Below are 21,982 nucleotides of genomic sequence, written 5' to 3'. Positions count from 1 at the left end.
CGCGCCGTCGATCTGTTTCGATCAGTTTCACGACGGCATTATCCGGTAACACGGTACCTGTTTCCATAAAACAAAAGCCCCGCCGAAGCGGGGCTCGATAAGCGGCGAGGGGTCAGGCGGCCGCCATCTGTCGATGCGTATCGATCAGGTGCTGCACGACCCCAGGGTCGGCCAGGGTGGAAATGTCCCCCAGGGCGCCATATTCGGCGGTAGCGATCTTGCGCAGGATACGGCGCATGATCTTCCCCGACCGCGTCTTGGGCAGGCCCGGGGCCCACTGAATGACGTCGGGCGAAGCGATAGGGCCGATTTCCTTGCGCACCCAGTTCTTGAGCTCCTGACGCAAGGCCTCGCTTGGCTCTTCCCCGGCATTGAGGGTCACATAGACATAGATGCCCTGCCCCTTGATGTCATGTGGCACGCCCACTACCGCGGCTTCGGCCACTTTCGGGTGGGCCACCATGGCGCTTTCGATCTCGGCGGTACCCATGCGGTGGCCGCTCACGTTGAGCACGTCATCCACCCGGCCGGTGATCCAGTAATAGCCGTCTTCGTCCCGCCTGGCGCCGTCACCCGTGAAGTACATGCCGCGGAACGTCTTGAAGTAGGTATCGACGAAACGGTCGTGGTCTCCATACAGCGACCGTGCCTGCCCGGGCCAGGAGTCCAGAATCACCAGGTTGCCCTCGGCTGCCCCTTCGATGATGTTGCCCAGGTTGTCCACCAGGGCGGGAATGACGCCAAAGAACGGCTTGGTAGCCGAGCCTGGCTTCAGCCCGATGGCGCCCGGCAACGGGCTGATCAGCACGCCGCCGGTTTCGGTCTGCCACCAGGTGTCGACGATCGGGCAGCGCTCCTTGCCCACGGTCTTGTAGTACCAGTTCCAGGCTTCGGGGTTGATGGGTTCGCCCACCGAGCCGAGCAGGCGCAGGCTCGAGCCATCCGCCCCGGCCACTGCCGCGGTGCCTTCGGCCATCATGGCGCGAATGGCGGTAGGCGCGGTGTAGAGGATGTTCACCTTGTGCTTGTCGATGATCTTCGATACGCGGGTGATGTCCGGGTAGTTGGGCACCCCTTCGAACAGAAGCGTGGTAGCGCCGTTGGCCAGTGGCCCGTAGACGATATAGCTGTGCCCGGTGACCCAGCCTACGTCGGCCGTGCACCAGTAGACCTCACCCGGACGGTAGTCAAAGACACGTTCATGAGTAAGGGCCGCATAGAGCAGGTAGCCTGCGCTGGTATGCAGCACGCCCTTGGGCTTGCCCGTGGAGCCTGAGGTGTAGAGGATGAACAGCGCCTCTTCGGCGCCCATTTCCTTGGGCGCGCAAGTGCTGGAAGCCACTTCCAGCAAAGCGTGGTACCAGATGTCGCGGTGACGGTTCCATTCGATCTCGCCGCCGGTGCGCTTGCAGACGATCACTTTCTGCACGCTGCTGGTTTCCGGGTTGGTCAAGGCGCGATCGACGTTCGCTTTCAACGGCGTCTTCTTGCCGCCCCGCAGCCCTTCGTCCGCGGTGATCACCACCTTGGAGCGGCAGTCGATGATGCGGCCAGCCAGCGCTTCCGGGGAAAAGCCGCCGAACACCACCGAATGAATGGCGCCGATGCGGGCGCAGGCCAGCATGGCCACCACCGCTTCCGGGATCATCGGCATGTAGATTGTCACCACGTCGCCACGGTGCACATCCTGGCCACGCAAGGCGTTGGCGAACTTGCACACTTCTTCGTGCAGCTCACGGTAGGTGATGGTGCGGCTTTCGGAGGGGTCGTCGCCCTCCCAGATGATGGCGGCCTGGTCGCCACGCGCTTCCAGATGCCGATCCAGGCAGTTGTAGGCCACATTCAGGGTGCCGTCGGCGAACCATTTGATGTCAACGCGATGGTCGTCGAAGGAGGTCTGCTTCACCTTGTCGAACGGCTTGATCCAGTCCAGGCGCTTGGCTTGCTCGCGCCAGAAACCGTCGGGGTTCACTACCGACTGCTGGTACATGGCCTTGTAGGTCGCCTCGTCGGTCAGCGTGTTGGCCTTCACGTCAGGGCGTACGGGGTACAGGGAAGCCGCGGTCATCTTTTCGGTCCTCGAAGAGCATCATTGTTCTTGTAGGGTTGCGTTGTACGTGATGCAAGCCCGGCACAACCATTCGACGATGGTAGTAAAGGCGAACGCCGCACACCCAGGGGCAAATTATTACCTCTTTCGTTAATACTGTTTATCAAAAGCCAGCCTGTAAGCGGCGTCAAGCTCGCGCCTAGAATGCGCACCGCCAGCAATGGCAACGACCGAACAGCCCCCACGAAGGCCTGCTCCCATTCCTCGAACCGAACGCCCGCGACCTGCAAAAAGGTCGCGCGGCCTCGCTCGACCGCAAGAAGGTGAAACTCGATGAAACGCTCCCTGTTCGCGCTGACCGCTTCAGCCTGCCTGTTGGCCGCTGGCGGCCTGCAGCCGGCGCTGGCCGATCAGACGAAGGTAGAACACTATGAGTATGGCGCCCATCTGGACATCGCCAAGGTGATTTCCATGGAACCCGTGCCTACGGTGTGCAAGGTGGTCCCGCTGCGCATGCTGTACGAGGACAGTCACGGCCAGCAGCACATGCTCGAGTATGAAGCGATGGGCAACGGCTGCATGGATTGAGACCGGCCGGGCCAGGCGCATGCGCTCCGGGCGCGCCGCCTTCAGAGCGGCTCATCCCCATGCCGGGGCGCCGCCAGGCTCCGCCGATACAGGTGCAGGCTCAGCAACAGCCCGCCAGCCGCGGCGATCGCCGCCACCAGGAAGATGGAGGCAAAGCCAAAGCCAGAGGCCACGGCCCCGGCTACTGGCCCGGTAAGCCCAAGGGACATGTCCACGAACAGCGAATAGGCCCCCACCGCCGCGCCTCGGCTGGAGGCCGGCACCAGGTTCACGGCCTCCACGCCCAGGGCCGGGAACACCAGCGAGAAACCGAATCCGCTCAAGGCAGCGCCGGCCATGGCCCATTCCAGGCTCGGCGCTGCCCATAAGAGCAACAGCCCCAGCGACTCCACGCCGAGACAGGCGATGGCTACCCTGAAGCCTCCCAGACGGTTGATCATGCCACCGAAGAGCAGGCGCGCGCAGATGAAGCAGGCGCCGAACACGCTCAGGCAGAGTGCCGCATTGCCCCACTGCCGGGAGGCGTAGTAGAGCGTGATGAAGGTGGCGATGGTGCCGAAACCGATTCCCCCGAGCGCCAGGCCGCAGCCATGCGGGAATACCCGGCCAAGCACATGCAGGAAGGGCAGGCGTTCTCCAGCGACTATGGGCGCGGCGAGCTTGGGCCATGCCAAGGCCACGCCCAGTGCGGACAACAGCACCACCGCCAGGCCCATGCTCCATAGCCCCAGATGCTGGACCAGCCATACACCGCTAGGCGCGCCAACGGCCAGGGCCCCGTAGCTGGCGATACCGTTCCAGGAAATCACCTTGGCGGTGTTGGCCGGGCCCACGCGGCCGATACCCCAGCCGATGGCACCGGAACCTACGAGGCTCTCGGCAGCGCCCAGCACCACGCGCCCCACCAGCAGGCAGGCCAGGCTGACCCCAGGCCAGCTTTGCAGCGCCGCCGCCAGCAGCATGAACACACCGCTGGCCCCGCACCCCGCCAGCCCGTAGATCACGGCCCGCTTGCTGCCGCGAGTGTCGATGAAGCGACTGGCCGTGGGCCGGCTGAGCAGGGTAGCCAGATACTGAACGCTGATCACCAGCCCCGCCAGAACCGCGCCAAAACCCAGGTCGGTGTGCACGAACCCAGGCAATACCGCCAGCGGAATACCGATGTTCAGGTAACCAATGAAAGTGAACAGTACGATGGAAACGACTTGCAGGGTGACCGCCAGGGGGTGCGGTGTGGAAGACATGGGAAGCGCCATGGAGACCGTGAATGACGCATTCTAGCAGGGCCAGCTAAAAGCTTTCAGCTTGCGCCGAGGCGGAAATGAGCGGCGCATCGTCAAACACGCCGCCTTGCCCTGGAGGTATCAGTCCGCGCCCTGCCCCACACCTACCGGAGCGACCACGGGCCTCGTCTTCTTCAATCGGTACAGGCCCAGGGACACCAGTAGCCACACCGGGATGGCCATCACCGGAACCTGCATCCCCGTGAACCACATCACGCCAAGGATAAGCGCGACGAAGGCCAAGCACAGGTAATTGCCCACGGGGAACCAGAACGCCTTGAAGCGTGGAACCACCCCTTGGCGGGTCAGATGCTGGCGGAAGCGCAGGTGGGACCAGCTGATCATCGCCCAGTTGATGACCAGGGTCGCCACTACCAGCGCCATCAGCAATTCCAGCGCGTCATGGGGCATGAGGTAGTTGAGCAACACGGTAACCGCGGTAACCACGGCCGAGGCCAGCACGGCCAGTACAGGGACGCCGCGACCATCTACCCGCCCCATAATCGCTGGCGCGTCCCCCTGTTCGGCCATGCCGACCAGCATGCGGCCGTTGCAATAGGCGCCACTGTTGTACACCGATACCGCGGCAGTGAGCACCACGAAGTTGAGCACATGGGCCGCGGTGCCGCTGCCCAGCATGGCGAATACCTGGACGAAGGGGCTTCCGCTGTAGGCATCTCCGGCCGCGCCCAGGTTCTGCAGCAGGCTGTTCCAGGGGATCAGCGACAGCAGAACCACCAGCGCGCCCACATAGAAGATCAGGATGCGCCAGATGACCTGGTTGACCGCCTTGGGGATTACCCGCCGCGGCTCGTCGGCTTCCGCGGCGGTGAAACCGAGCATTTCCAGGCCACCAAAGGAAAACATGATCAGCGCCAACGCCATCACCAGCCCCTGGACGCCGTTGGGAAAGAAGCCGCCGTTCTGCCACAGGTTGGCCAAGGACGCCTGGGGCCCGCCGTGCCCGGACACCAGCAGGTAGGCGCCCAGGGCAATCATGCCCACCACCGCCAGGACCTTGATGATGGCGAAGGAGAACTCGGCTTCGCCAAATACCCGTACGTTGGTCAGATTGATCAGGGTCACCAGGGTGAAGAAACCGGCGGCCGAAGCCCAGGTGGGGATTTCCGGCCACCAGAACTGGATGTACTTGCCCACCGCGGTCAGCTCGGACATCCCCACCAGGGTGTAGAGCAGCCAGCAGTTCCAGCCGGAGAGGAAGCCGGCGAACCCGCCCCAGTAACGATGGGCGAAATGGCTGAAGGAGCCGGCCACCGGCTCCTCGACGATCATCTCGCCTAGCTGGCGCATGATCAGGAACGCGATGAAACCGCACAGGGCATAACCGAGGATCATCGACGGCCCGGCGGACTTGAGCACGCCGGCCGAGCCGAGAAACAGCCCGGTGCCGATGGCGCCGCCGAGGGCAATCAACTGGATGTGGCGGTTCTTCAAGCCACGCTTGAAGCCGCCGCTGGAGGTGGGCCGAGGGCTCATCGCATACATTCCTTGTTCTTGTTGGCTGTACAGCCCGGCGCGCGGGAAGCGCGTCGGGTCGAAGAGGTGAAGGCCGCCCACAGGGGACGGCCGTCGGCAAGCGAAGGAGTGTACATAGCGAACCACGGACTCGGCATAGCGGGAATACGAGCAACGGACAAGCAGGAATCCCTTGCTCAGCGCTTGGGCGAGCCGTCGGGCCTGCCCTTGGGCGCGCGCGGCTTACCACGCACCTCGCTCGGCCGTTCGGCGACCACGGAGCCGCGGCTCGGCGCCGAACCTGGCCGGGCTTGCTCACGGCCCTTGCGCGGCGCTCGCTCATCGCCGCCTTCCAGCGCCGGACGTATCTGACGCACGCGCTCGTTGCGGCCCAGCGGCCTGGCGGACTTGCGCTGCATGCGCTCGAGCTTTTCCTTGGCCTTGGCGGTCTGCGCGGGCAAGGCCACCGGGGTCAGGCCGACTTCGGCGCTGAGAATGTCCACCTCGTTCTGGCTCAGTTCGCGCCAGCGCCCCATGGGCAGGTCGGAATTGAGGAAGACCGGGCCGAAGCGCACGCGCTTCAGGCGGCTGACCACCAGGCCCTGGGATTCCCACAACCGACGCACTTCACGGTTGCGCCCTTCCATCACCACGCAGTGGTACCAGTGGTTGAAGCCTTCGCCGCCCGGTGCCTCCTGGATATCGGTGAACTTGGCCGGGCCGTCTTCCAGGACCACGCCCGCCTTGAGCCGGGCGATCATGTCTTCGTCGACTTCGCCACGTACCCGCACGGCGTATTCCCGGTCCATTTCATAGGACGGGTGCATCAGGCGGTTGGCCAGCTCGCCATCGGTGGTGAACAACAGCAGGCCGGTGGTATTGATGTCCAGTCGGCCGACGTTGATCCAGCGGCCTTCGCGAGGACGCGGCAGGCGGTCGAACACGGTGGGGCGGCCTTCCGGATCATCGCGGGTGCAGATCTCGCCGTCGGGCTTGTTGTAGATGATGACCCGGCGAACCGTTTCGGCGGCTTCTTCGCGGCGGATGAGCTTGCCATCGACACTGATGGCGTCATGCAGGTCGACACGCTGGCCCAGGGTGGCAACCACCCCGTTGACCTTGATGCGGCCTTCGCCTATCCAGGCTTCGACATCACGGCGCGAGCCAACGCCGATGCGGGCCAGGACTTTCTGCAGCTTTTCGCCGGCGGGTGGTGCTGGCGGCTGGGTGGATTCGAGTTCGTGGTCATTCATGTTTGGCACCTCCCGGTGGGTTGACGACACGGCGGCTTTCGCCGAAGGGGCGCGCATCATACGCGTATTGGCCCGGTCACGCACGGGCCCCGAGTGAAGTATTCGACCGGCGTATCAGCGGCCGATGTCCGAGGCGGTGCCGGCGCTGTCTTCGTCGACGTCTGCCGCCTCGCCCTGGGCCTGCGAGTCCTCGCGCAGGTCGTCGAAGTCGGTCTTGAGCCCCGCCTCCATGCTGTCCAGCTCCAGCAGCAGGCTGCGGAAGCTCGTTTCCTCGGCCGGCGGAGCGGGCTCGGCGTCCTCTTCCATGGCGCTGGCATCGGCCAGGGCCTGCAGCTGTGCCGGCACCGGTATCTCGTCGTCGTCCAGCGGCGCCTGGGGCTCTAGCTCTCGCAGGTCGGCCAGGGGCGGCAGCTCGTCCAGGCTCTTGAGGTTGAAATGATCCAGAAACGCCTTGGTGGTAGCGAACATGGCGGGACGCCCCGGGACCTCCCGGTGCCCTACCACGCGAATCCATTCCCGTTCCAGGAGCGTCTTGACGATGTTGCTGTTCACCGCCACGCCACGCACGTCTTCGATCTCCCCACGGGTAATGGGCTGGCGGTAGGCGATCAGGGCCAGGGTTTCCAGCAAGGCGCGGGAATAACGCTGGGGCCGCTCCTCCCACAGCCGGCCGACCCAGGGGGCGTAACGCTCGCGGATCTGCAAGCGATAGCCGGAAGCTACCTCCACCAGTTCGAAGGCCCGGTTGTCACAGGACTTGCGCAAATGCTCCAGGGCCTTGCGAAAGACCGTGGGGCCGGGACGCTCGGGCTCGTCGAACAGGGCGTAGAAATTGTCCAGGCTCTGAGGCTTGCCCGAAGCCAGCAGGAAGGCTTCCAGCAAGGAGGCCAGCTCGCGCGGTTCGTTGAGGTTCATGGATGCTCGGTCGGTGCGTTCAGTCCCCGCGCATCCGGACATGGATGGCGGCAAAGGGCTCATTTTGCACCAGCTCGATCAAAGATTCCTTCACAAGTTCGAGGATGGCCATGAAGGTGACGACCACGCCGAGCTTACCCTCGTCCGGAGTGAAGAGTTCGACGAAGGGCACGAAACCGCCGCCCCTGAGCCTTTCCAGCACCTCGCTCATACGTTCCCGGGTCGACAAGGCCTCGCGGGTCACCTGATGGCTTTCGAACCGGTCGTTGCGCCGCATTACCTCGGCCATGGCGAGCAACACTTCCTCCAGGGCCACATCCGGCAACAGGCGCCGCGCCTTGGCCTGGGGCGCGTCCAACTGCGGCACCAGGATCTCCCGGCCGACCCGCGGCAGCCCATCGATACCCTCGGCCGCGGCCTTGAAACGCTCGTATTCCTGCAGACGGCGTATGAGCTCGGCCCGGGGGTCGCCCTCTTCTTCCTCGACCTGGGTCGAACGCGGCAGCAGCATCCGGGACTTGATCTCCGCCAGCATGGCGGCCATCACCAGATACTCGGCGGCCAGTTCCAGCCGCACGCTCTTCATCAACTCCACATACGCCATGTATTGGCGAGTGATCTCGGCGACGGGAATGTCCAGCACGTCGATGTTCTGCTTGCGAATCAGGTATAGGAGCAGGTCCAAGGGCCCTTCGAAAGCCTCAAGGAACACCTCCAGCGCATCCGGCGGGATGTAAAGGTCCTGGGGCAGCTCGGTGAAGGCCGCGCCGTAGACCAGTGCCAGTTGCATCTGCTCGCCGGATCCGGCCTCGGCCGACGCCGCGCTGTCGCGAGAGGCCTCGCTCACGCGTCGGCCATGAAGGGCGCCGGGTCCCCGCAGCCCACGCGCACCACCTGCGGATCAGCCTCGGTCAGGTCCACCACCGTGGAGGCGACAGCGCCGCCCTGACCGCCGTCGATGATCAGGTCCACGTGGTGTTCCAGCCGCTCGCGCATGTCGTAGGGGTCGCTCAAGGGTTCACTGTCCCCGGGCAGGATCAGGCTCACGCTCATCAAGGGCTCGCCCAGGGCCTGAAGCAGTGCCTGGGCAATGGGATGGGCCGGCACCCGCAAGCCAATGGTGCGCCGCTTGGGGTGCAGCAGCAGCCGCGGCACTTCCCGCGTGGCGTTGAGGAGGAAGGTATAGGGGCCCGGCGTCTGCGCCTTGAGCAGGCGGAAAGCCGCAGTGTCCACCTTGGCGAACAGGCCCAGTTGCGACAGGTCGCTGCACAGGAGGGTGAAGTTGTGCCGGTCGTCCAGTTGACGCAGGCGACGAACGCGCTCGATGGCGGATTTCTCGCCCATCCGGCAGCCCACCGCATAGGACGAATCGGTGGGGTACACCACCACTCCCCCGGCGCGGATGATGTCCGCGGCCTGCTTGATCAGGCGCGGCTGCGGGGATTGCGGGTGAATCTGGAAAAACTGGCTCACTTCATATCCTTGCTGATAGGCGTGAACGGTCATGACCAAAACGCTCCCACAACGGTGGCAGGTCTTCCGGCACCGGACGGTAACTGCCGATTTCACCCCAGTTGCCCGGCCCGTGGAAGTCGCTGCCGGCGCTGACCAGCAGGCCGAACTCCCGGGCCAGGATAGCCAGAGTACCTGTTTGCTCGTCCGCCTGCAGGCCGTTGACCACTTCCAGCGCGTGACCTCCCGCTTGAAGATAGTCGGCCACCAGGCGACGGCGCTTGCTCCGATTGAAATCATAGTGCATCGGGTGGGCCAGGCTGACCCAGGCGCCCGCCGCGCGCAGGGTACCGACCGTTTGCTCGAGGGTAGGCCAGTGCTGCTTCACGTCACCGATCTTGCCCGCGCCAAGCCAGCGGCGAAATGCGGTGGCCCGGTCCGGTACATGCCCTGCCTGCACCAGGAAGTCCGCGAAGTGCGGCCGCGCCGGCGCGTTACGGCTGTCCCCCAGGGCGGCCTGGATCGCCCTGGCGCCTTCCAAGGCACCGGGCATCCCCTTGGCGGCAAGCCTGCGGTCGATCTCCTGGGCCCGCAGCCAGCGCCCGGCGTGCAGTGCCTCCAGCGCCTCGCCCAGGGCGGGTGCGTCCAGGTCGAAGCCGTAGCCGAGCACATGGATGGTCGCGCCACCCCAGGTACAGGACATTTCCACACCGCTGACCCAGGCCATGCCCAATGCCTCGGCAGCGTCCCGTGCCTCGGCCAGGCCATCCACGGTGTCGTGATCGGTCAGCGCCAGCAGCCGCACCCCCTGACCATGGGCGCGGGCCACCACGCTGGCCGGGGCCAGGGCGCCATCGGAGGCTGTGCTGTGGCAATGCAGGTCAACATTCATGGGCGGCGCTTTCGAGTTCAGGAAGGTTTGCTATTATGCCGCCACATCCCGCGCCTGGCTGCCATTGTGAAACAACTGATCGACTTCATCCCGCTGCTGCTGTTCTTCATCGTCTACAAAACCGAACCCCGCACCCTCGACCTGGCAGGCCACAGCGTCGATTTCGGCGGTATCTTCAGTGCGACCGCGGTGCTCATCGGCAGTTCGCTGATCGTCTACGGCCTGATGTTCCTGCGTCAACGCCGGCTGGAAAAGGGCCAGTGGCTCACCTTGCTGGCCTGCCTCGTGTTCGGCGGCATGACCCTGGCCTTCCATAGCGAAACCTTCCTGAAATGGAAGGCGCCAGTGGTCAACTGGCTATTCGCCCTGGCCTTCCTGGGCAGCCATTTCATCGGCGACCGCGTGCTCATACAGCGCATCATGGGCCACGCCCTGAACCTGCCCGATGCGGTCTGGACACGCCTGAACATCGCCTGGATCGTGTTCTTCCTGGTGTGCGGCGCGGCCAACCTGATCGTGGCCTTCACCTTCGAACGCTTCTGGGTAGACTTCAAGGTATTCGGCAGCCTGGGCATGACCCTGCTTTTCCTGCTCGGGCAAGGCGTGTACCTCTCTCGCCACCTGCAGGACACCGCGCCTACCACCAAGACCGAGGACTGACATGCTCTACGCAATCATCGCCACTGACGCCGAGGGTTCCCTGGCGGCCCGCCTGGCAGCCCGTCCCGCCCACCTTGCGCGCCTGCAGGCGCTGCAGGACGATGGCCGCCTGGTGCTGGCCGGCCCCCATCCGGCCATCGACAGCAACGACCCGGGCATTGCGGGCTTCAGCGGTAGCCTGATCGTGGCCGAGTTCGCCTCTCTTGACGCCGCTACCGGCTGGGCCGAGGCCGACCCCTATCGCGCCGCGGGGGTCTATGCCCAAGTGGTGGTCAAGCCCTTCAAGCAAGTCTTCCCAAGCGCCTGATCGACCATGAGCGAGCTGCTGCTGATAGACGACGACGTGGAGCTGTGCGAGCTGCTGAGCAGTTGGCTCGCCCACGAGGGCTTCCAGGTACGCGCCTGCCATGACGGCCAGAGCGCCCGCAAGGCGCTGGCCGAGGCCGCTCCGGCAGCCGTGGTGCTGGATGTGATGCTGCCCGACGGCAGCGGCCTGGAACTGCTCAAGCAATTGCGTAGCGAGCATGCCGAGCTGCCGGTAGTCATGCTTTCAGCCAGGGGCGAACCGCTGGACCGCATCCTTGGCCTGGAGCTGGGCGCGGATGATTACCTGGCCAAGCCCTGCGACCCTCGGGAACTCACCGCGCGCTTGCGGGCAGTGCTGCGGCGCAGCCACCCTACGGCCAGCGCCACCCAGATGGAGATAGGCGACCTGAACTTCAGCCCAGTGCGCGGAGTGGTCAGCGTGGACAGCCATGACATCTCCCTGACGCTTTCGGAAAGCCGTATCCTCGAGGCCTTGCTCAGACAGCCCGGCGAGCCCCTGGACAAGCAGGAGCTTGCGCAGTTGGCCCTGGGTCGCAAGCTGACCCTCTACGACCGCAGCCTGGACATGCATGTGAGCAACCTGCGCAAGAAAATCGGCCCTCACCCTGACGGTCGGCCACGGATCGTCGCCCTGCGTAGCCGCGGTTACTATTACTCTGCCTGACACGAGCCCGGGTTTACCAAGTCTTTACTCTGGCCTGACCGCGCCTGACGCTGCCCTCCGTAGACTGAACTCATCCGGTAAACGACCGGCGACCAGACAAGGAGATCCACCATGCGCAAGACCCTCACCGCCCTGCTGTTCGCGGCCACCCTGCCGACCTTGGCGATGGCCGCGCCCCAAGGCCCGGCCCATGGTCCCGACGAGCCGCCTTCCCACGGCCCGGCCATGATGCACCACCGCGGCCCCGGCATGCTCGAGTCCCTGGACCTGAACCGCGACCAGCGCCGTCAGGTTGGCCGGCTGATGGGCGAGCAGATGCAGCAACGGCACAAGATCACCGAAAGCTACCTGGCAAAACTGCCGGAAGCGGAGAAGAAAGCCATGCATGATGCGCTGGCCACTAGTGAGGCCAAGACCCGCGCAGACATCCGCGCCCTGCTGACGCCCGATCAGCAGAAGCAGTTCGACGACATCGTCAAGAAGCAGGACGAGCGCCGCGCCGAATGGGCCGAGTTCATGGCCTGGAAAGCGCAGAAGGAAAAGAAGGCCCAATAACCCTGCAGTTGGGTAACCTGTAGCCCCCTGATTGCCCGGTCGGTGCTCGGCCGGGCTTTGCCATTTGCCTGGAGAGGTGCTTTCGTTGCGTTCATTGTTCTGGAGGATCCTGGCCAGTTTCTGGCTGGCGATTACCCTGGTCGCAGGCCTCTCCGTTCTCATGGGCCATGTGTTGAACCAGGACACCTGGATCCTCAGCCGTCATCCGGCGCTCAAGCATTTTTCGCAGAAATGGACCGAGCGCTATGAACAGGATGGCGCCGACGCCGCTGAAACCCTGCTCGAGGAGCACAAGCGCCGCTACCATGTGGATACCCAGGTGCTGAACGAAGCGGGCGAAGCCGTGGTGCCGGGCACCGTCCCGCGTCGCGCCCTGGCCTTCGAGGCGCGCCAGACCGAGGATGATCGCCGGCTGCCATGGCGCCGCCTGACGACCGAATACACCAGCCCCAAGACGGGCGACACCTACCTGTTCATCTACCGCATTCCGCACCCGGAAGTCGACGCCTGGCATCGCCAGAGCCTGTTCTGGCCACTGGGCGCGCTGGCCATCGCCCTGGTAGTGCTGACCCTTTTCAGCCTGCTGGTGACCCTCTCCATTACCCGACCCTTGCAGCGCCTGCGCGGCGCGGTCCATGACCTGGGCCAGGCCGCCTACCAGCAGCACAGCCTGGCGCGGCTGGCGGCCCGCCGCGATGAGTTCGGGGTACTGGCCACTGATTTCAATCGCATGGGCGCGCGCTTGCAAAGCCTGATCGGCAGCCAGCGGCAGTTGTTGCGCGACGTCTCTCATGAACTTCGCTCGCCCCTGGCGCGCCTGCGCATTGCCCTGGCCCTGGCCGAGCGCGCCGAGCCGGCTGAGCGCGAGCGCTTATGGCCTCGGCTGACACTGGAATGCGATCGCCTGGAAGCGCTGATCAGCGAGATTCTCGAGCTCGCCAGGGTAGACGCCGAGCAGGTCAGCGCCGAAGCCGTGCCTCTTGAACCCTTGCTGGCCGGGATCGCCCGGGACGCGCGGCTCAGCGCCCCGGAACAGGCGGTAGACGTCCGGGTTTCATCTCATCTGGCGCTGCGAGGCTGGCCAACCCTGCTCGAGCGGGCCACGGACAACCTGCTACGCAATGCCCTGCGGTTCAACCCGGTCGGCGCCCCAATCGAGCTGACCGCCGTCCCGAGCGACTCGGGCGTTACCATCTGTGTACGCGACCACGGCCCTGGCTGCGCCGAGGAGCATCTGGCGCAATTGGGCGAGCCCTTCTACCGCGCTCCCGGCCAGACGGCTCAGGGCCATGGCCTCGGCCTGGCCATCGCTCGCCGCGCCGCGGAGCGCCATGGCGGTAGCCTGGTGCTGGGCAACCACCCCGATGGCGGATTCGTAGCGCGGCTGGAGCTACCCCTGGACCCGCCCTCGGCGGCCTGAGAGACCTTTCAGCGCAAGGCGCCCCCCGTTCCCCAGCTTCGCTGGGTCCCACCGGTGGGAGCTCGCGAAGCAAGCGAACCCGCCTCAGCCACGCCCTGTCCAGGTGCTGACGAAAGCTTCGGCCGAAGCGCGGGTGGCCGGGCGTACATCCTGTGCCGGGGTACCCAGGTAGATGAAGCCGATGATCTGTTCATTGGCCGCCAGGCCCAGCCCCGCGGCGACCGAGGGCGCGAAGGACAATTCCCCGGTGCGCCACATGGCGCCTACGCCCTGGGCATAGGCTGCCAGCAAGAGCGCATGGGCCGCGCAGCCGGCGGTGAGTACCTGTTCAGAGGCAGGCACTTTCGGATGCGGCGTGACCGAAGCCACGGCCACCACCACCAAGGGCGCGCGCAAAGGACCTTTGCGCGCCTTTTCAATGGCCGCTTCCCTGCCCTCGCCGCCCGTGACCGCCGCAGCCTCGGCAAGCAGGTCACCCAAGGCCAGGCGGGCATCTCCTTCCACCGTCAGGAAACGCCACGGCCGCAACTGCCCATGGTCCGGCGCCCGCAAGGCGGCCTCGAACATCAGCCGACGTTGCTCGTCCGTGGGCGCCGGGTCGACCAGGCGGCTCACCGAAACGCGTTCCAACAGGGCTTGCAGCGCTTCCATCGTTCACTCCCATCGCTATGATGGCCCCAGTCTAGCGTTTACACCCCTGACCCCGCAGGTAAAATGTTCGGCTTCTTTCTGCCAGCGTGGGCGCCATGTCCCTGTCGACCCTTCGAGTCATTGGTTTCATCATCGGCATCTTTCTGATCACCCTGGCAGTGAGCATGGCGGTGCCCATGGCGACCCTGGTGCTGTTCCACCGCACCGACGACCTCCAGGGTTTCCTCTGGGCCAGCCTGCTCACCTTCCTGTGCGGGCTGGCCCTGGTTATCCGCGGCCGACCGGAACAGAGCAACCTGCGGCCCCGGGACATGTACCTGCTCACCGTCAGCAGCTGGGTGGTCGTGGCGGTGTTCGCCGCCCTGCCCCTGCGCTTCAGCGCGGACATCAGCTACACGGACGCGTTTTTCGAAAGCATGTCCGGCATCACCGCTACGGGCTCCACGGTGCTCAGTGGCCTGGATACCCTTTCTCCGGGCCTGCTGATGTGGCGCTCGCTCCTGCACTGGCTTGGCGGCATCGGCTTTATCGCCATGGCCGTGGCGATCCTCCCGCTGCTGCGTATCGGGGGCATGCGTCTGTTCCAGACAGAATCCTCCGACCGCTCAGAAAAACTCATGCCACGCTCCCATATGGTCGCCAAGTCCATTGTGCTGGTGTATGTGGGTATCACAGCCGCGGGCACCCTGGCGCTATGGCTCGCCGGCATGAACGCATTCGACGCGGTCAACCACGCCATGTCGGCCATTTCCACCGGCGGCTTCTCAACTTCGGACCTGTCCTTGGCCAAATGGCACCAGCCGACGGTGCATTGGGTGGCCATTGTCTTGATGATCCTGGGCAGCCTCCCCTTCACCCTCTATGTGGCGGCCGCGCGCGGAAACCTGCGGGCACTGTTCGGAGATGCCCAAGTGCGAGGCTTCCTCGGCCTGCTTCTGCTGTGCTGGCTGGTCATGGGTAGCTGGTACTGGCTGGGCACTGGGCTGCCTTGGTATGAAGCCCTGCGCCATGTGGCCTTCAACGTGACCTCGGTGGTAACCACCACTGGCTTCGCTCTGGGCGACTACAGTCTCTGGGGCAACTTTGCCCTGATGTTCTTTTTCTACCTGGGGTTCATCGGAGGCTGCTCCGGCTCTACCGCCGGGGGCATCAAGATCTTCCGCTTCCAGGTCGCCTACATCCTTCTCAAGGCCAGCCTGAACCAGCTGATTCATCCGCGCGCGGTAATCAGCCAGAAGTACAACCGCCACCGCTTGGACGAGGACATCGTGCGGTCGATCCTGACCTTCTCGTTCTTCTTTGGCGCCACCATCGGCCTGATCGCCCTGGCCCTTGGCTTGATGGGGCTGGACTGGATGACCGCATTGACCGGTGCCGCCAGCACCGTGTCCGGCGTTGGGCCTGGACTGGGAGATACCATTGGCCCGGCCGGCAACTTCAAACCCCTGCCAGACGCGGCCAAATGGTTGCTCTCCCTGGGGATGCTGCTTGGCCGCCTGGAAATCATCACCGTGCTGGTGCTTTGCGTTCCCGCGTTCTGGCGTCATTGAGGCCAGGCTCGGCATTGGCTATGCTGCGGCCATACAAGGCCCGTTCCAGCGGAGGCACCGATGGACACTGAACGCGGTTTCGCCAGCTTCGCCGAGTTCTACCCTTACTACCTGGCCGAGCACAGCAATGGCACCAGCCGACGACTGCACTTCGTAGGCACCAGCCTGGTCATTGCCTTGCTGACCTACGCCTTCGCCACCTTCAACTTTGCCCTACTGCTGGGCGTACCCGTGGCGGGCTACGGCTTTGCCTGGGCCGGCCACTACTTTTTCGAGCGCAACCGCCCGGCCACCTTCCGCCACCCGTTCTACAGCCTGCTGGGTGACTTCGTCATGTTCCGGGACCTGATCACCGGCAAACTGGCTTTCTGAAGACCTGGGCAAGCCTCCGTTCGGCTCAAAGCCCCGCCAGCAGCTTGCGCGCGGCGTCCCGGGTTGCCTCGTCCGCGTCCTGCAACAGTTCATGGAGCAGCCAGCTCGCCTGTTGGGGCTGGCCCTGATCCAACAGCGCCCGGGCTTCGTCCAGGCGATCAGCCGCCTGGGCCTGGTGTTCGATGTCATCGAAGTCGATGCTCAGCTCCCCCAGGTCTGGCAGCTCGCTCTCGCCCAGATCCAGTGCCGCGTCGCTGGACGTACTCACCGGTTCCAGCGCCGGCAGCAGGGCAGGTTCGTCGGCGAACGCATCGAGGAAGGCGGCATCCAGGTCGTCGCCCTGATGCTGGAGCGGTTCGATTGGCTCCAGTGGATCGTCCGCGAAGCCACTGAGGAACTCGTCTTCCTGCAGCTCCATGACTTCGGGCAGCTCTCGCAGGTTGGAGAAAAACAGGGCCTCGTCCGCTGAAGGCGCGGGCGTGGGTGGGCTGGAGTCGAGCCGAGGCGCAGGCGCGGGCGGCTGGTCGAAGGGGTCGACCGACGACCAGTCGGCGTCCAGGGAAAGGTCATCCAAGTTGAGCTGGAATTCTCCAGGCGAAGCCTCTCCGGGCTCGGCCGCCAGGCTTGGGAAATCGTCCGGGGCGCCCAGATCGCCAAGGGCGTCGAAATCGATGTCCAGGTCTGAATTCGCCGGCTCCGCCGCGGCTGGCACGTACGCTGGCTCAGACAAGGCAGCGTTGTCCCGGCTCTCGCTGCTCGATTCGGGCTCTGGCGCGGCGCCGCCTTGGGCAACGGCAATGCCCGCAGCCGCCCCGGCCGCCAGCGCCACCGCCGCGGGTGCCAGCTTGGGAAAGCGCGAGCGGGTCTGTTGCAGCACCGCATCGTCTTCACCGTTGGCCCGCAGCGCTGCTTCCTCCTCGGCATAAGCGTGGGCGTTGCCTTGCAAACCGAGCACCTCGAGGATGCGCAGGCGCAGATCACGCCGCTCGGGCTGCCGCTGTAGCCCTTCGCGCAGAACCGCCAAGGCTTCGTTGAAGCGGCCATAGGCGATATAGATGCTGGCGGCGTCGAGTGCGTCGGTGGCGGCGCCTTGTTCCCGGCGAGAAGCGGCCGTTGCCGCGCTGTTATCGCTGAGTGTAGGCGCGAGGGATTCTGGCGCCGCCGACTCGGCCTGAGGGAGAGTGCGCGCAAGCTCCGGCTCAGGCGGAGCCGGAGTTCGCTGACGGCGCCGCTGCAGCCACCAGGCAGCGATCAGCAACAGCAAGGCCAGGAGCGCGCCCAGTTGCAGCAGCCAGGTGAGGTCGTCGTTTTCCGGTTCTACCACCAGCGGAGCGGGTGCCGCCGAACTCGGCGCCTGGGCTGAAGTAACGGCGGGAGACGGAGCGGGCGTGGGCTTTGACGTCACATCGGGGGCGACGACGGTGCTCGTCGCGACCGCAGCTTGCCCTGGCGCGTCGCTGGTCGGGGCCGATGCGCCATTGGCCTGGGTGGCGGAAGGCGCCTGGGTCGCGTTGTGTGCCGGCGCGGCCGCGGCCCGGGCGGCGGCCAAGGCCTGGGCTTCGTTCAATCGGGCCTGCAGGTCGGCGAGCTGTTGATCTCTGCTCGCCCGTTCTTCTTCCAGGGTCGTCAGGCGCGCCTGCAGGTCGTCCACAGACTGCTGCAACTGGCGATTCTGCGCCGCGGTCGCGGTCAATTGCTCGCCGGTGGCCGATTCCCTTGGCGTGCTTTCCCTGGCTTTCTGACGAGACGCGGCCGGTGGTGGCGTAGCCGGCGCGGCTTGGGTCGGCATGGGAGCGACGCTGGACACCGGCTCCGGGCGGGCGTTGGTAGCGACCAGCGGGGGCGTGAGAGCAACGCTGCCCGGCGGGTCGATCAGCAGGGTATAAGCACGCAGAAGCTGCCCGGTTGGCTGTGTTACCTGCACGATGAAGCTCAGGGAAGGCTCGACAACCGCCTTGCTGGAACTGACATGAATCACCTGCCGACCGTTGCGCAACAGCGGCGTGAAACGAAGATCGGTGAGGAAGAATGACCGGTCCATCCCGGCCCTGGCGAATTCGTCCGAGGTACCCAGGCTTACACTGATGTCGCTTTCGTCCAGGCCGCCGGCATCGGTGAGGGTGATGTCTGCGTTCAGCGGCTGGTTCAGCGACGAGTGCAGGCTGATCTCGCCCAGGCCAAGCGCGCCAGCCAGGCTCGACCATGCCAGGATGAAGCCGCCCAGCAGCGTGCGAAGGCCCAGGCGAGAGCCCTCTATAGGCGTGGACCAGACAGTTCGGGTAAAACGCTTGCGCATGAGCATCCCTTCGGAGCGACTTCCACAGCCTTCCTTATAGCGTGCGACCCGGGGAAACTCAAAGCGCAACGCCGGTTATAGCCTTAACTGCGTTTTTCCAGGTTGGCCAGTACCTTCGCGTGCACTGCCATGGCGGTGGCCAGCTCCTGCTCGCTAACCCCCGTGAACAACTCGGCGCGCAAGGCGTTGGCGATGGTCTCGATCTGCTCGATCAAGGGAAGCGCCGATTCGCTGAGGCTGATCTGCTTGGCCCGGCGATCTTCCACGACCGCATGGCGGCGCACCAGGCCCTGGCTTTCCAGGCTATCGAGCAGACGCGCCAGGGTCGGCCCTTCCACGCCGACGCTTTTGGCCAATTCACGTTGGGTGGGGGGCGTCTCGAAGCGGGCCAGATGCAGCAATACCAGCCAGCGCGCCTGGGACAGGCCAAGCCCGGCCAGACGACGGTCCAGTTCAGCGCGCCAGCCACGGGACAGATGCGCCAGCTGCATGCCGAAGCGGTGTTGGTCAGTCAAAGGCATAGGCTACTCTAGTCAATTGCAACTATTAGCGAGCTAAGCATGCGCCACGGTCGATTGGCAAGGCCTTGGCCACTTGCAACCATCCGCTGGTTCATAGCTCGAACTCCGACTGCAACGCAGCGCGTACGCAGTAGAGCACCCCTTCGGGGACACGCCCCTTGAAGTGCTCGGCGATCTCGCTGACCGGCGGTAGCTCGCCCTCGCCATCCAGGAAGCTGTCCTGAATCTCGCTGAGCAGCTCGAACGGCAAGTCCAGTGCCTGTTCAAGCGACAGCTGCTGAGTGGCAATGGATTCGGCGAGCAGCGTATAGACATTCTTTTCGGAGCAATTGAGCTGCCCGGCCATCTGCGCGGGGGTCATGCCGGCCCGGGCCAGGCTCACCAGCTCGTGACGCAGATCCGCCACGGGCGCGCGGGCTGACGCGCCCTCGCCACCGGCGAGAACTTCCAGGAAGGCAGCACCGTACCGTTCCAGCTTGCGCGCGCCGACGCCACTGACGCGCGCCATTTCGGCAAGGCTCGTGGGTTGGCTGCGCAGCATTTCCAACAAGGTAGAATCCGGGAAGATCACATAGGGCGGCACACCGTGCTCCTCGGCCAAGCGCCGGCGCAAGGCACGCAAGGCTTCCCAACGTTCGCGCTCCTCGCCACGCACCAGCTGGCTGGCCGGGCTGGCGCCCCCACGGGCGACCGCCTGGGGCTTGAGATCACGGCGCAATTCCAGGCTGACTTCGCCGCGCAACAGGGGACGACAGGCATCGGTCAGGCGTAGCCCGCCATACCCCTCCAGGTCGATATCGGCCAGGCCGCGGGCCACCAGCTGGCGATACAGGGAACGCCACTCGCCTTCGGCGCGGTCCTTGCCAACACCGAACACGGCCAGGCGCTCATGCCCGGCGCCGCGCACCTTTTCATTGTCACGGCCGAGCAGCACGTCCACCAGATGGCCCACGCCATAGCGCTGCCCAGTGCGATAGATGGCGGACAGCGCCTGGCGAGCGGGCTCGGTGGCGTCCCAGGTCTGCACGCCGTCCACGCAGTTGTCGCAGTGCCCGCAGGGCTGGGGAAGGACTTCGTCGAAATAGGCCAGAAGCGCCTGGCGGCGGCAGCGGGTTTCCTCGCACAAAGCCAGCATGGCATCGAGCTTGTGCTGTTCGACCCGCTTGTGACGCTCATCGCCCTCGGAGTTCTGCATCATCTGCTTGAGCATGAGCACGTCCTGAAGGCCGTAGGCCATCCAGGCATCGGCGGGCAGGCCATCGCGACCCGCCCGGCCGGTTTCCTGGTAGTAGGCTTCCAGGGACTTGGGCAGGTCCAGGTGGGCCACGTAGCGTACGTTGGGCTTGTCGATGCCCATGCCGAACGCGATGGTGGCGACCATGATCAGGCCTTCCTCATTGAGAAAACGCTTTTGGTGCAAGGCGCGCAGTTCCGCCGGCAGCCCGGCGTGATAAGGCAAGGCCGGGAAGCCCTGGCCGACCAGGTAGGCGCAGACTTCATCCACCTTCTTGCGCGACAGGCAATAGACAATGCCGGCATCCCCCTTGCGCTCGGCGAGGAAGGCCAGCAGCTGCTTGCGTGGCTGCTCCTTGGGAACGATCCGATAAAAGATGTTCGGCCGGTCGAAGCTGGACAGGAAGCGTTCAGCGTCATGCAGTTCCAGGCGGTTGACGATTTCTTCCCGAGTTCGCTTGTCCGCGGTGGCGGTGAGCGCGATGCGCGGCACATCCGGGAACAATTGCGCCAGCTGGCCCAACTGCAGGTATTCCGGGCGGAAATCGTGGCCCCACTGGGATACGCAGTGCGCCTCGTCGATGGCGAACAGCGCAATGTTCAACTGCTGCAGGAAACTGAGCATGCGCGGCTGCACCAGCCGTTCCGGGGCCAGGTACAACAGCTTGATCTCGCCTTGGCGCAGCCGCACCGCCAGCGCGCGCTGCTGCTCGGCATCGAGCGTGGAGTTCAGGGCGGCCGCGGGCACGCCGAGTTCATCCAGGGTCGCCACCTGGTCTTCCATCAGGGCGATGAGGGGAGACACGACGATGGCCAGGCCGTCACGCAACAGCGCCGGCACCTGGTAGCACAATGACTTGCCGCCGCCGGTGGGCATGAGCACCAGTGCATCCCCGCCTCGCGCCACCCGCTCGATGATCGCGCCCTGGCGGCCGCGAAAGCTGTCGTAGCCGAAGACGTCCTTGAGGACACGTTGTGCCTGTTCCAGCATGCATGACTCCCGGAAAGCGCGAAACACCGACCACGGGTCGCAAAAATGGCAGGCAGTATATCAAACCGCCTGGCCGGACGCTTTTACCCGCCTTGCGGTGGCGCTGGACCGGGTTGAGGGCCTAGAATTCACCCTTGTCATTTCCCCAAGGTAGCCCTACATGTCCTTCGCCGAGCAACTCACCCGCCTGCAAGTCTTCCTGGACGCCGACGAGCTCCACGAAGAAGCGCTGGATTTCGTAGCGGCGCATGGCTTCTTGACCGCGCTGTCCATTTCCACCGAAACGGTGCCGGAGCGCGAATGGATCGACGCGCTCTTCGCCGAGGAGCCGCGCTACGCTGATGCCGCGGAGCGCGAAGCGATCGAGGGTACCCTGGTGCAGCTCAAGGCCCACATCGCCCGGCAGTTGGCCAGCGATGACGAGTTCGAGCTGCCATGCGACCTGGACCTGGGCGACGACCCGGACGACTCCGAACTCCGCGGCTGGTGCATCGGCTTCATGGAAGGCGTGTTCCTGCGCGAAGCGGCATGGTTCGAAACGGCCGAGGATGAGGTGAGCGAACTGTTGCTGCCGATCATGGTGGCGTCCGGGCTGTTCGATGAACAGCCGGAATTCGCCGACATCGCCGCCAGCCCGGAGCTGCAGGCGGAAATGGTCGAGCAGATCCCGGAAATCCTCACTGGCTTGTACCTGCTCAGCCACGCCCCGGACGAAAAACCCGCGCTGCTCAAGCCGCGCACCCACTGATTCGTCGAAGGCAAAGCCTTCCCCAGCTGGCGCTGGGTCCCACCAAGGCCATGCAAGGTTCAAGGCCTTTCCGGCTGAGTGAACA

21 protein-coding genes are annotated in these 21,982 nt (G+C 65.1%); 9 read left to right on the top strand and 12 right to left on the bottom strand.

Annotated features, from left to right (window positions below):
* Positions 1-112: 112 nt before the first annotated feature.
* The gene (gene acs / locus ACP691_RS04435; RefSeq protein ID WP_426153834.1) at positions 113-2,068 is read right to left on the bottom strand and encodes an acetate--CoA ligase; all 1,956 of its coding nucleotides are present in this window, start codon (positions 2,066-2,068) and stop codon (positions 113-115) included.
* Positions 2,069-2,383: 315 nt separating this feature from the next.
* Here acs and ACP691_RS04430 point away from each other — a divergent pair, with 315 nt between their 5' ends.
* A complete protein-coding gene (locus ACP691_RS04430) occupies positions 2,384-2,638 on the top strand; it encodes a DUF2790 domain-containing protein (RefSeq protein ID WP_426153836.1) in 255 nt (84 codons plus the stop codon).
* Between the two features lie 41 nt (positions 2,639-2,679).
* Here ACP691_RS04430 and ACP691_RS04425 read toward each other — a convergent pair whose 3' ends face one another.
* The 7 genes from ACP691_RS04425 to ACP691_RS04395 all read right to left on the bottom strand — a co-directional run bounded on the left by ACP691_RS04425 (position 2,680) and on the right by ACP691_RS04395 (position 9,909).
* The gene (locus ACP691_RS04425) at positions 2,680-3,882 is read right to left on the bottom strand and encodes an MFS transporter (protein ID WP_426153838.1); all 1,203 of its coding nucleotides are present in this window, start codon (positions 3,880-3,882) and stop codon (positions 2,680-2,682) included.
* 120 nt (positions 3,883-4,002) lie between these two features.
* A complete protein-coding gene (locus ACP691_RS04420) occupies positions 4,003-5,418 on the bottom strand; it encodes an amino acid permease (protein ID WP_426153840.1) in 1,416 nt (471 codons plus the stop codon).
* A 176-nt stretch (positions 5,419-5,594) separates the two neighbouring features.
* Positions 5,595-6,650: a 23S rRNA pseudouridine(2605) synthase RluB gene (gene rluB / locus ACP691_RS04415; protein WP_426153842.1), complete on the bottom strand. Its 1,056-nt coding sequence runs from the start codon at positions 6,648-6,650 to the stop codon at positions 5,595-5,597.
* A gap of 114 nt (positions 6,651-6,764) precedes the next feature.
* A complete protein-coding gene (gene scpB / locus ACP691_RS04410; protein ID WP_426153844.1) occupies positions 6,765-7,565 on the bottom strand; it encodes an SMC-Scp complex subunit ScpB in 801 nt (266 codons plus the stop codon).
* A 19-nt stretch (positions 7,566-7,584) separates the two neighbouring features.
* Positions 7,585-8,283 carry a segregation and condensation protein A gene (locus ACP691_RS04405; protein WP_426153903.1) on the bottom strand — a complete coding sequence of 233 codons (699 nt, stop codon included), beginning with the start codon at positions 8,281-8,283 and terminating at the stop codon, positions 7,585-7,587.
* Between the two features lie 125 nt (positions 8,284-8,408).
* Positions 8,409-9,038, bottom strand: coding sequence for an L-threonylcarbamoyladenylate synthase (locus ACP691_RS04400; protein WP_426153846.1), 630 nt, complete (start codon positions 9,036-9,038; stop codon positions 8,409-8,411).
* 1 nt (position 9,039) lies between these two features.
* Positions 9,040-9,909 carry a PHP domain-containing protein gene (locus tag ACP691_RS04395; RefSeq protein ID WP_426153848.1) on the bottom strand — a complete coding sequence of 290 codons (870 nt, stop codon included), beginning with the start codon at positions 9,907-9,909 and terminating at the stop codon, positions 9,040-9,042.
* Between the two features lie 66 nt (positions 9,910-9,975).
* Between ACP691_RS04395 and ACP691_RS04390 the strand changes: the two genes are divergently transcribed.
* The 5 genes from ACP691_RS04390 to ACP691_RS04370 all read left to right on the top strand — a co-directional run bounded on the left by ACP691_RS04390 (position 9,976) and on the right by ACP691_RS04370 (position 13,535).
* The gene (locus ACP691_RS04390; RefSeq protein WP_426153850.1) at positions 9,976-10,569 is read left to right on the top strand and encodes a septation protein A; all 594 of its coding nucleotides are present in this window, start codon (positions 9,976-9,978) and stop codon (positions 10,567-10,569) included.
* Position 10,570: 1 nt separating this feature from the next.
* Positions 10,571-10,876, top strand: a complete 306-nt coding sequence (locus ACP691_RS04385) for a YciI family protein (protein ID WP_426153852.1) — start codon at positions 10,571-10,573, stop codon at positions 10,874-10,876.
* A gap of 6 nt (positions 10,877-10,882) precedes the next feature.
* Complete coding sequence (locus tag ACP691_RS04380; RefSeq protein ID WP_426153854.1) at positions 10,883-11,560, top strand: response regulator; 678 nt, start codon at positions 10,883-10,885, stop codon at positions 11,558-11,560.
* Positions 11,561-11,671: 111 nt separating this feature from the next.
* Entirely contained in the window at positions 11,672-12,115 is a 444-nt protein-coding gene (locus ACP691_RS04375) for a hypothetical protein (protein WP_426153856.1), read from the top strand.
* A gap of 85 nt (positions 12,116-12,200) precedes the next feature.
* Positions 12,201-13,535 carry a sensor histidine kinase gene (locus ACP691_RS04370; RefSeq protein ID WP_426153858.1) on the top strand — a complete coding sequence of 445 codons (1,335 nt, stop codon included), beginning with the start codon at positions 12,201-12,203 and terminating at the stop codon, positions 13,533-13,535.
* A gap of 84 nt (positions 13,536-13,619) precedes the next feature.
* Here ACP691_RS04370 and ACP691_RS04365 read toward each other — a convergent pair whose 3' ends face one another.
* On the bottom strand, positions 13,620-14,186 hold the full coding sequence (locus tag ACP691_RS04365) for a nitroreductase family protein (RefSeq protein ID WP_426153860.1): 567 nt from the start codon (positions 14,184-14,186) through the stop codon (positions 13,620-13,622).
* A 95-nt stretch (positions 14,187-14,281) separates the two neighbouring features.
* Between ACP691_RS04365 and ACP691_RS04360 the strand changes: the two genes are divergently transcribed.
* Together ACP691_RS04360 and ACP691_RS04355 are read left to right on the top strand one after the other, a co-directional pair.
* Complete coding sequence (locus tag ACP691_RS04360; protein ID WP_426153862.1) at positions 14,282-15,736, top strand: TrkH family potassium uptake protein; 1,455 nt, start codon at positions 14,282-14,284, stop codon at positions 15,734-15,736.
* 60 nt (positions 15,737-15,796) lie between these two features.
* Positions 15,797-16,108 (top strand): Mpo1-like protein, encoded by a 312-nt coding sequence (locus ACP691_RS04355; protein ID WP_426153864.1) that lies wholly within the window; start codon positions 15,797-15,799, stop codon positions 16,106-16,108.
* 25 nt (positions 16,109-16,133) lie between these two features.
* Here the strand turns inward: ACP691_RS04355 and ACP691_RS04350 are convergent, their stop codons facing one another.
* The 3 genes from ACP691_RS04350 to recQ form a co-directional block, all read right to left on the bottom strand.
* Positions 16,134-18,404 carry a hypothetical protein gene (locus tag ACP691_RS04350; RefSeq protein WP_426153866.1) on the bottom strand — a complete coding sequence of 757 codons (2,271 nt, stop codon included), beginning with the start codon at positions 18,402-18,404 and terminating at the stop codon, positions 16,134-16,136.
* An 83-nt stretch (positions 18,405-18,487) separates the two neighbouring features.
* Positions 18,488-18,925, bottom strand: coding sequence for a transcriptional regulator SlyA (slyA, locus tag ACP691_RS04345; protein ID WP_040262240.1), 438 nt, complete (start codon positions 18,923-18,925; stop codon positions 18,488-18,490).
* A 91-nt stretch (positions 18,926-19,016) separates the two neighbouring features.
* The gene (gene recQ / locus ACP691_RS04340) at positions 19,017-21,149 is read right to left on the bottom strand and encodes a DNA helicase RecQ (protein ID WP_426153869.1); all 2,133 of its coding nucleotides are present in this window, start codon (positions 21,147-21,149) and stop codon (positions 19,017-19,019) included.
* Between the two features lie 160 nt (positions 21,150-21,309).
* Here recQ and ACP691_RS04335 point away from each other — a divergent pair, with 160 nt between their 5' ends.
* A complete protein-coding gene (locus ACP691_RS04335; protein ID WP_426153871.1) occupies positions 21,310-21,897 on the top strand; it encodes a UPF0149 family protein in 588 nt (195 codons plus the stop codon).
* The last annotated feature ends 85 nt before the right edge of the window (positions 21,898-21,982 follow it).

The organism is Pseudomonas sp. DC3200b2 (genome assembly GCF_049895785.1).
Taxonomy (GTDB): Bacteria; Pseudomonadota; Gammaproteobacteria; order Pseudomonadales; family Pseudomonadaceae; genus Aquipseudomonas; species Aquipseudomonas massiliensis.
This window is presented reverse-complemented; position numbering and strand designations above follow the sequence as displayed.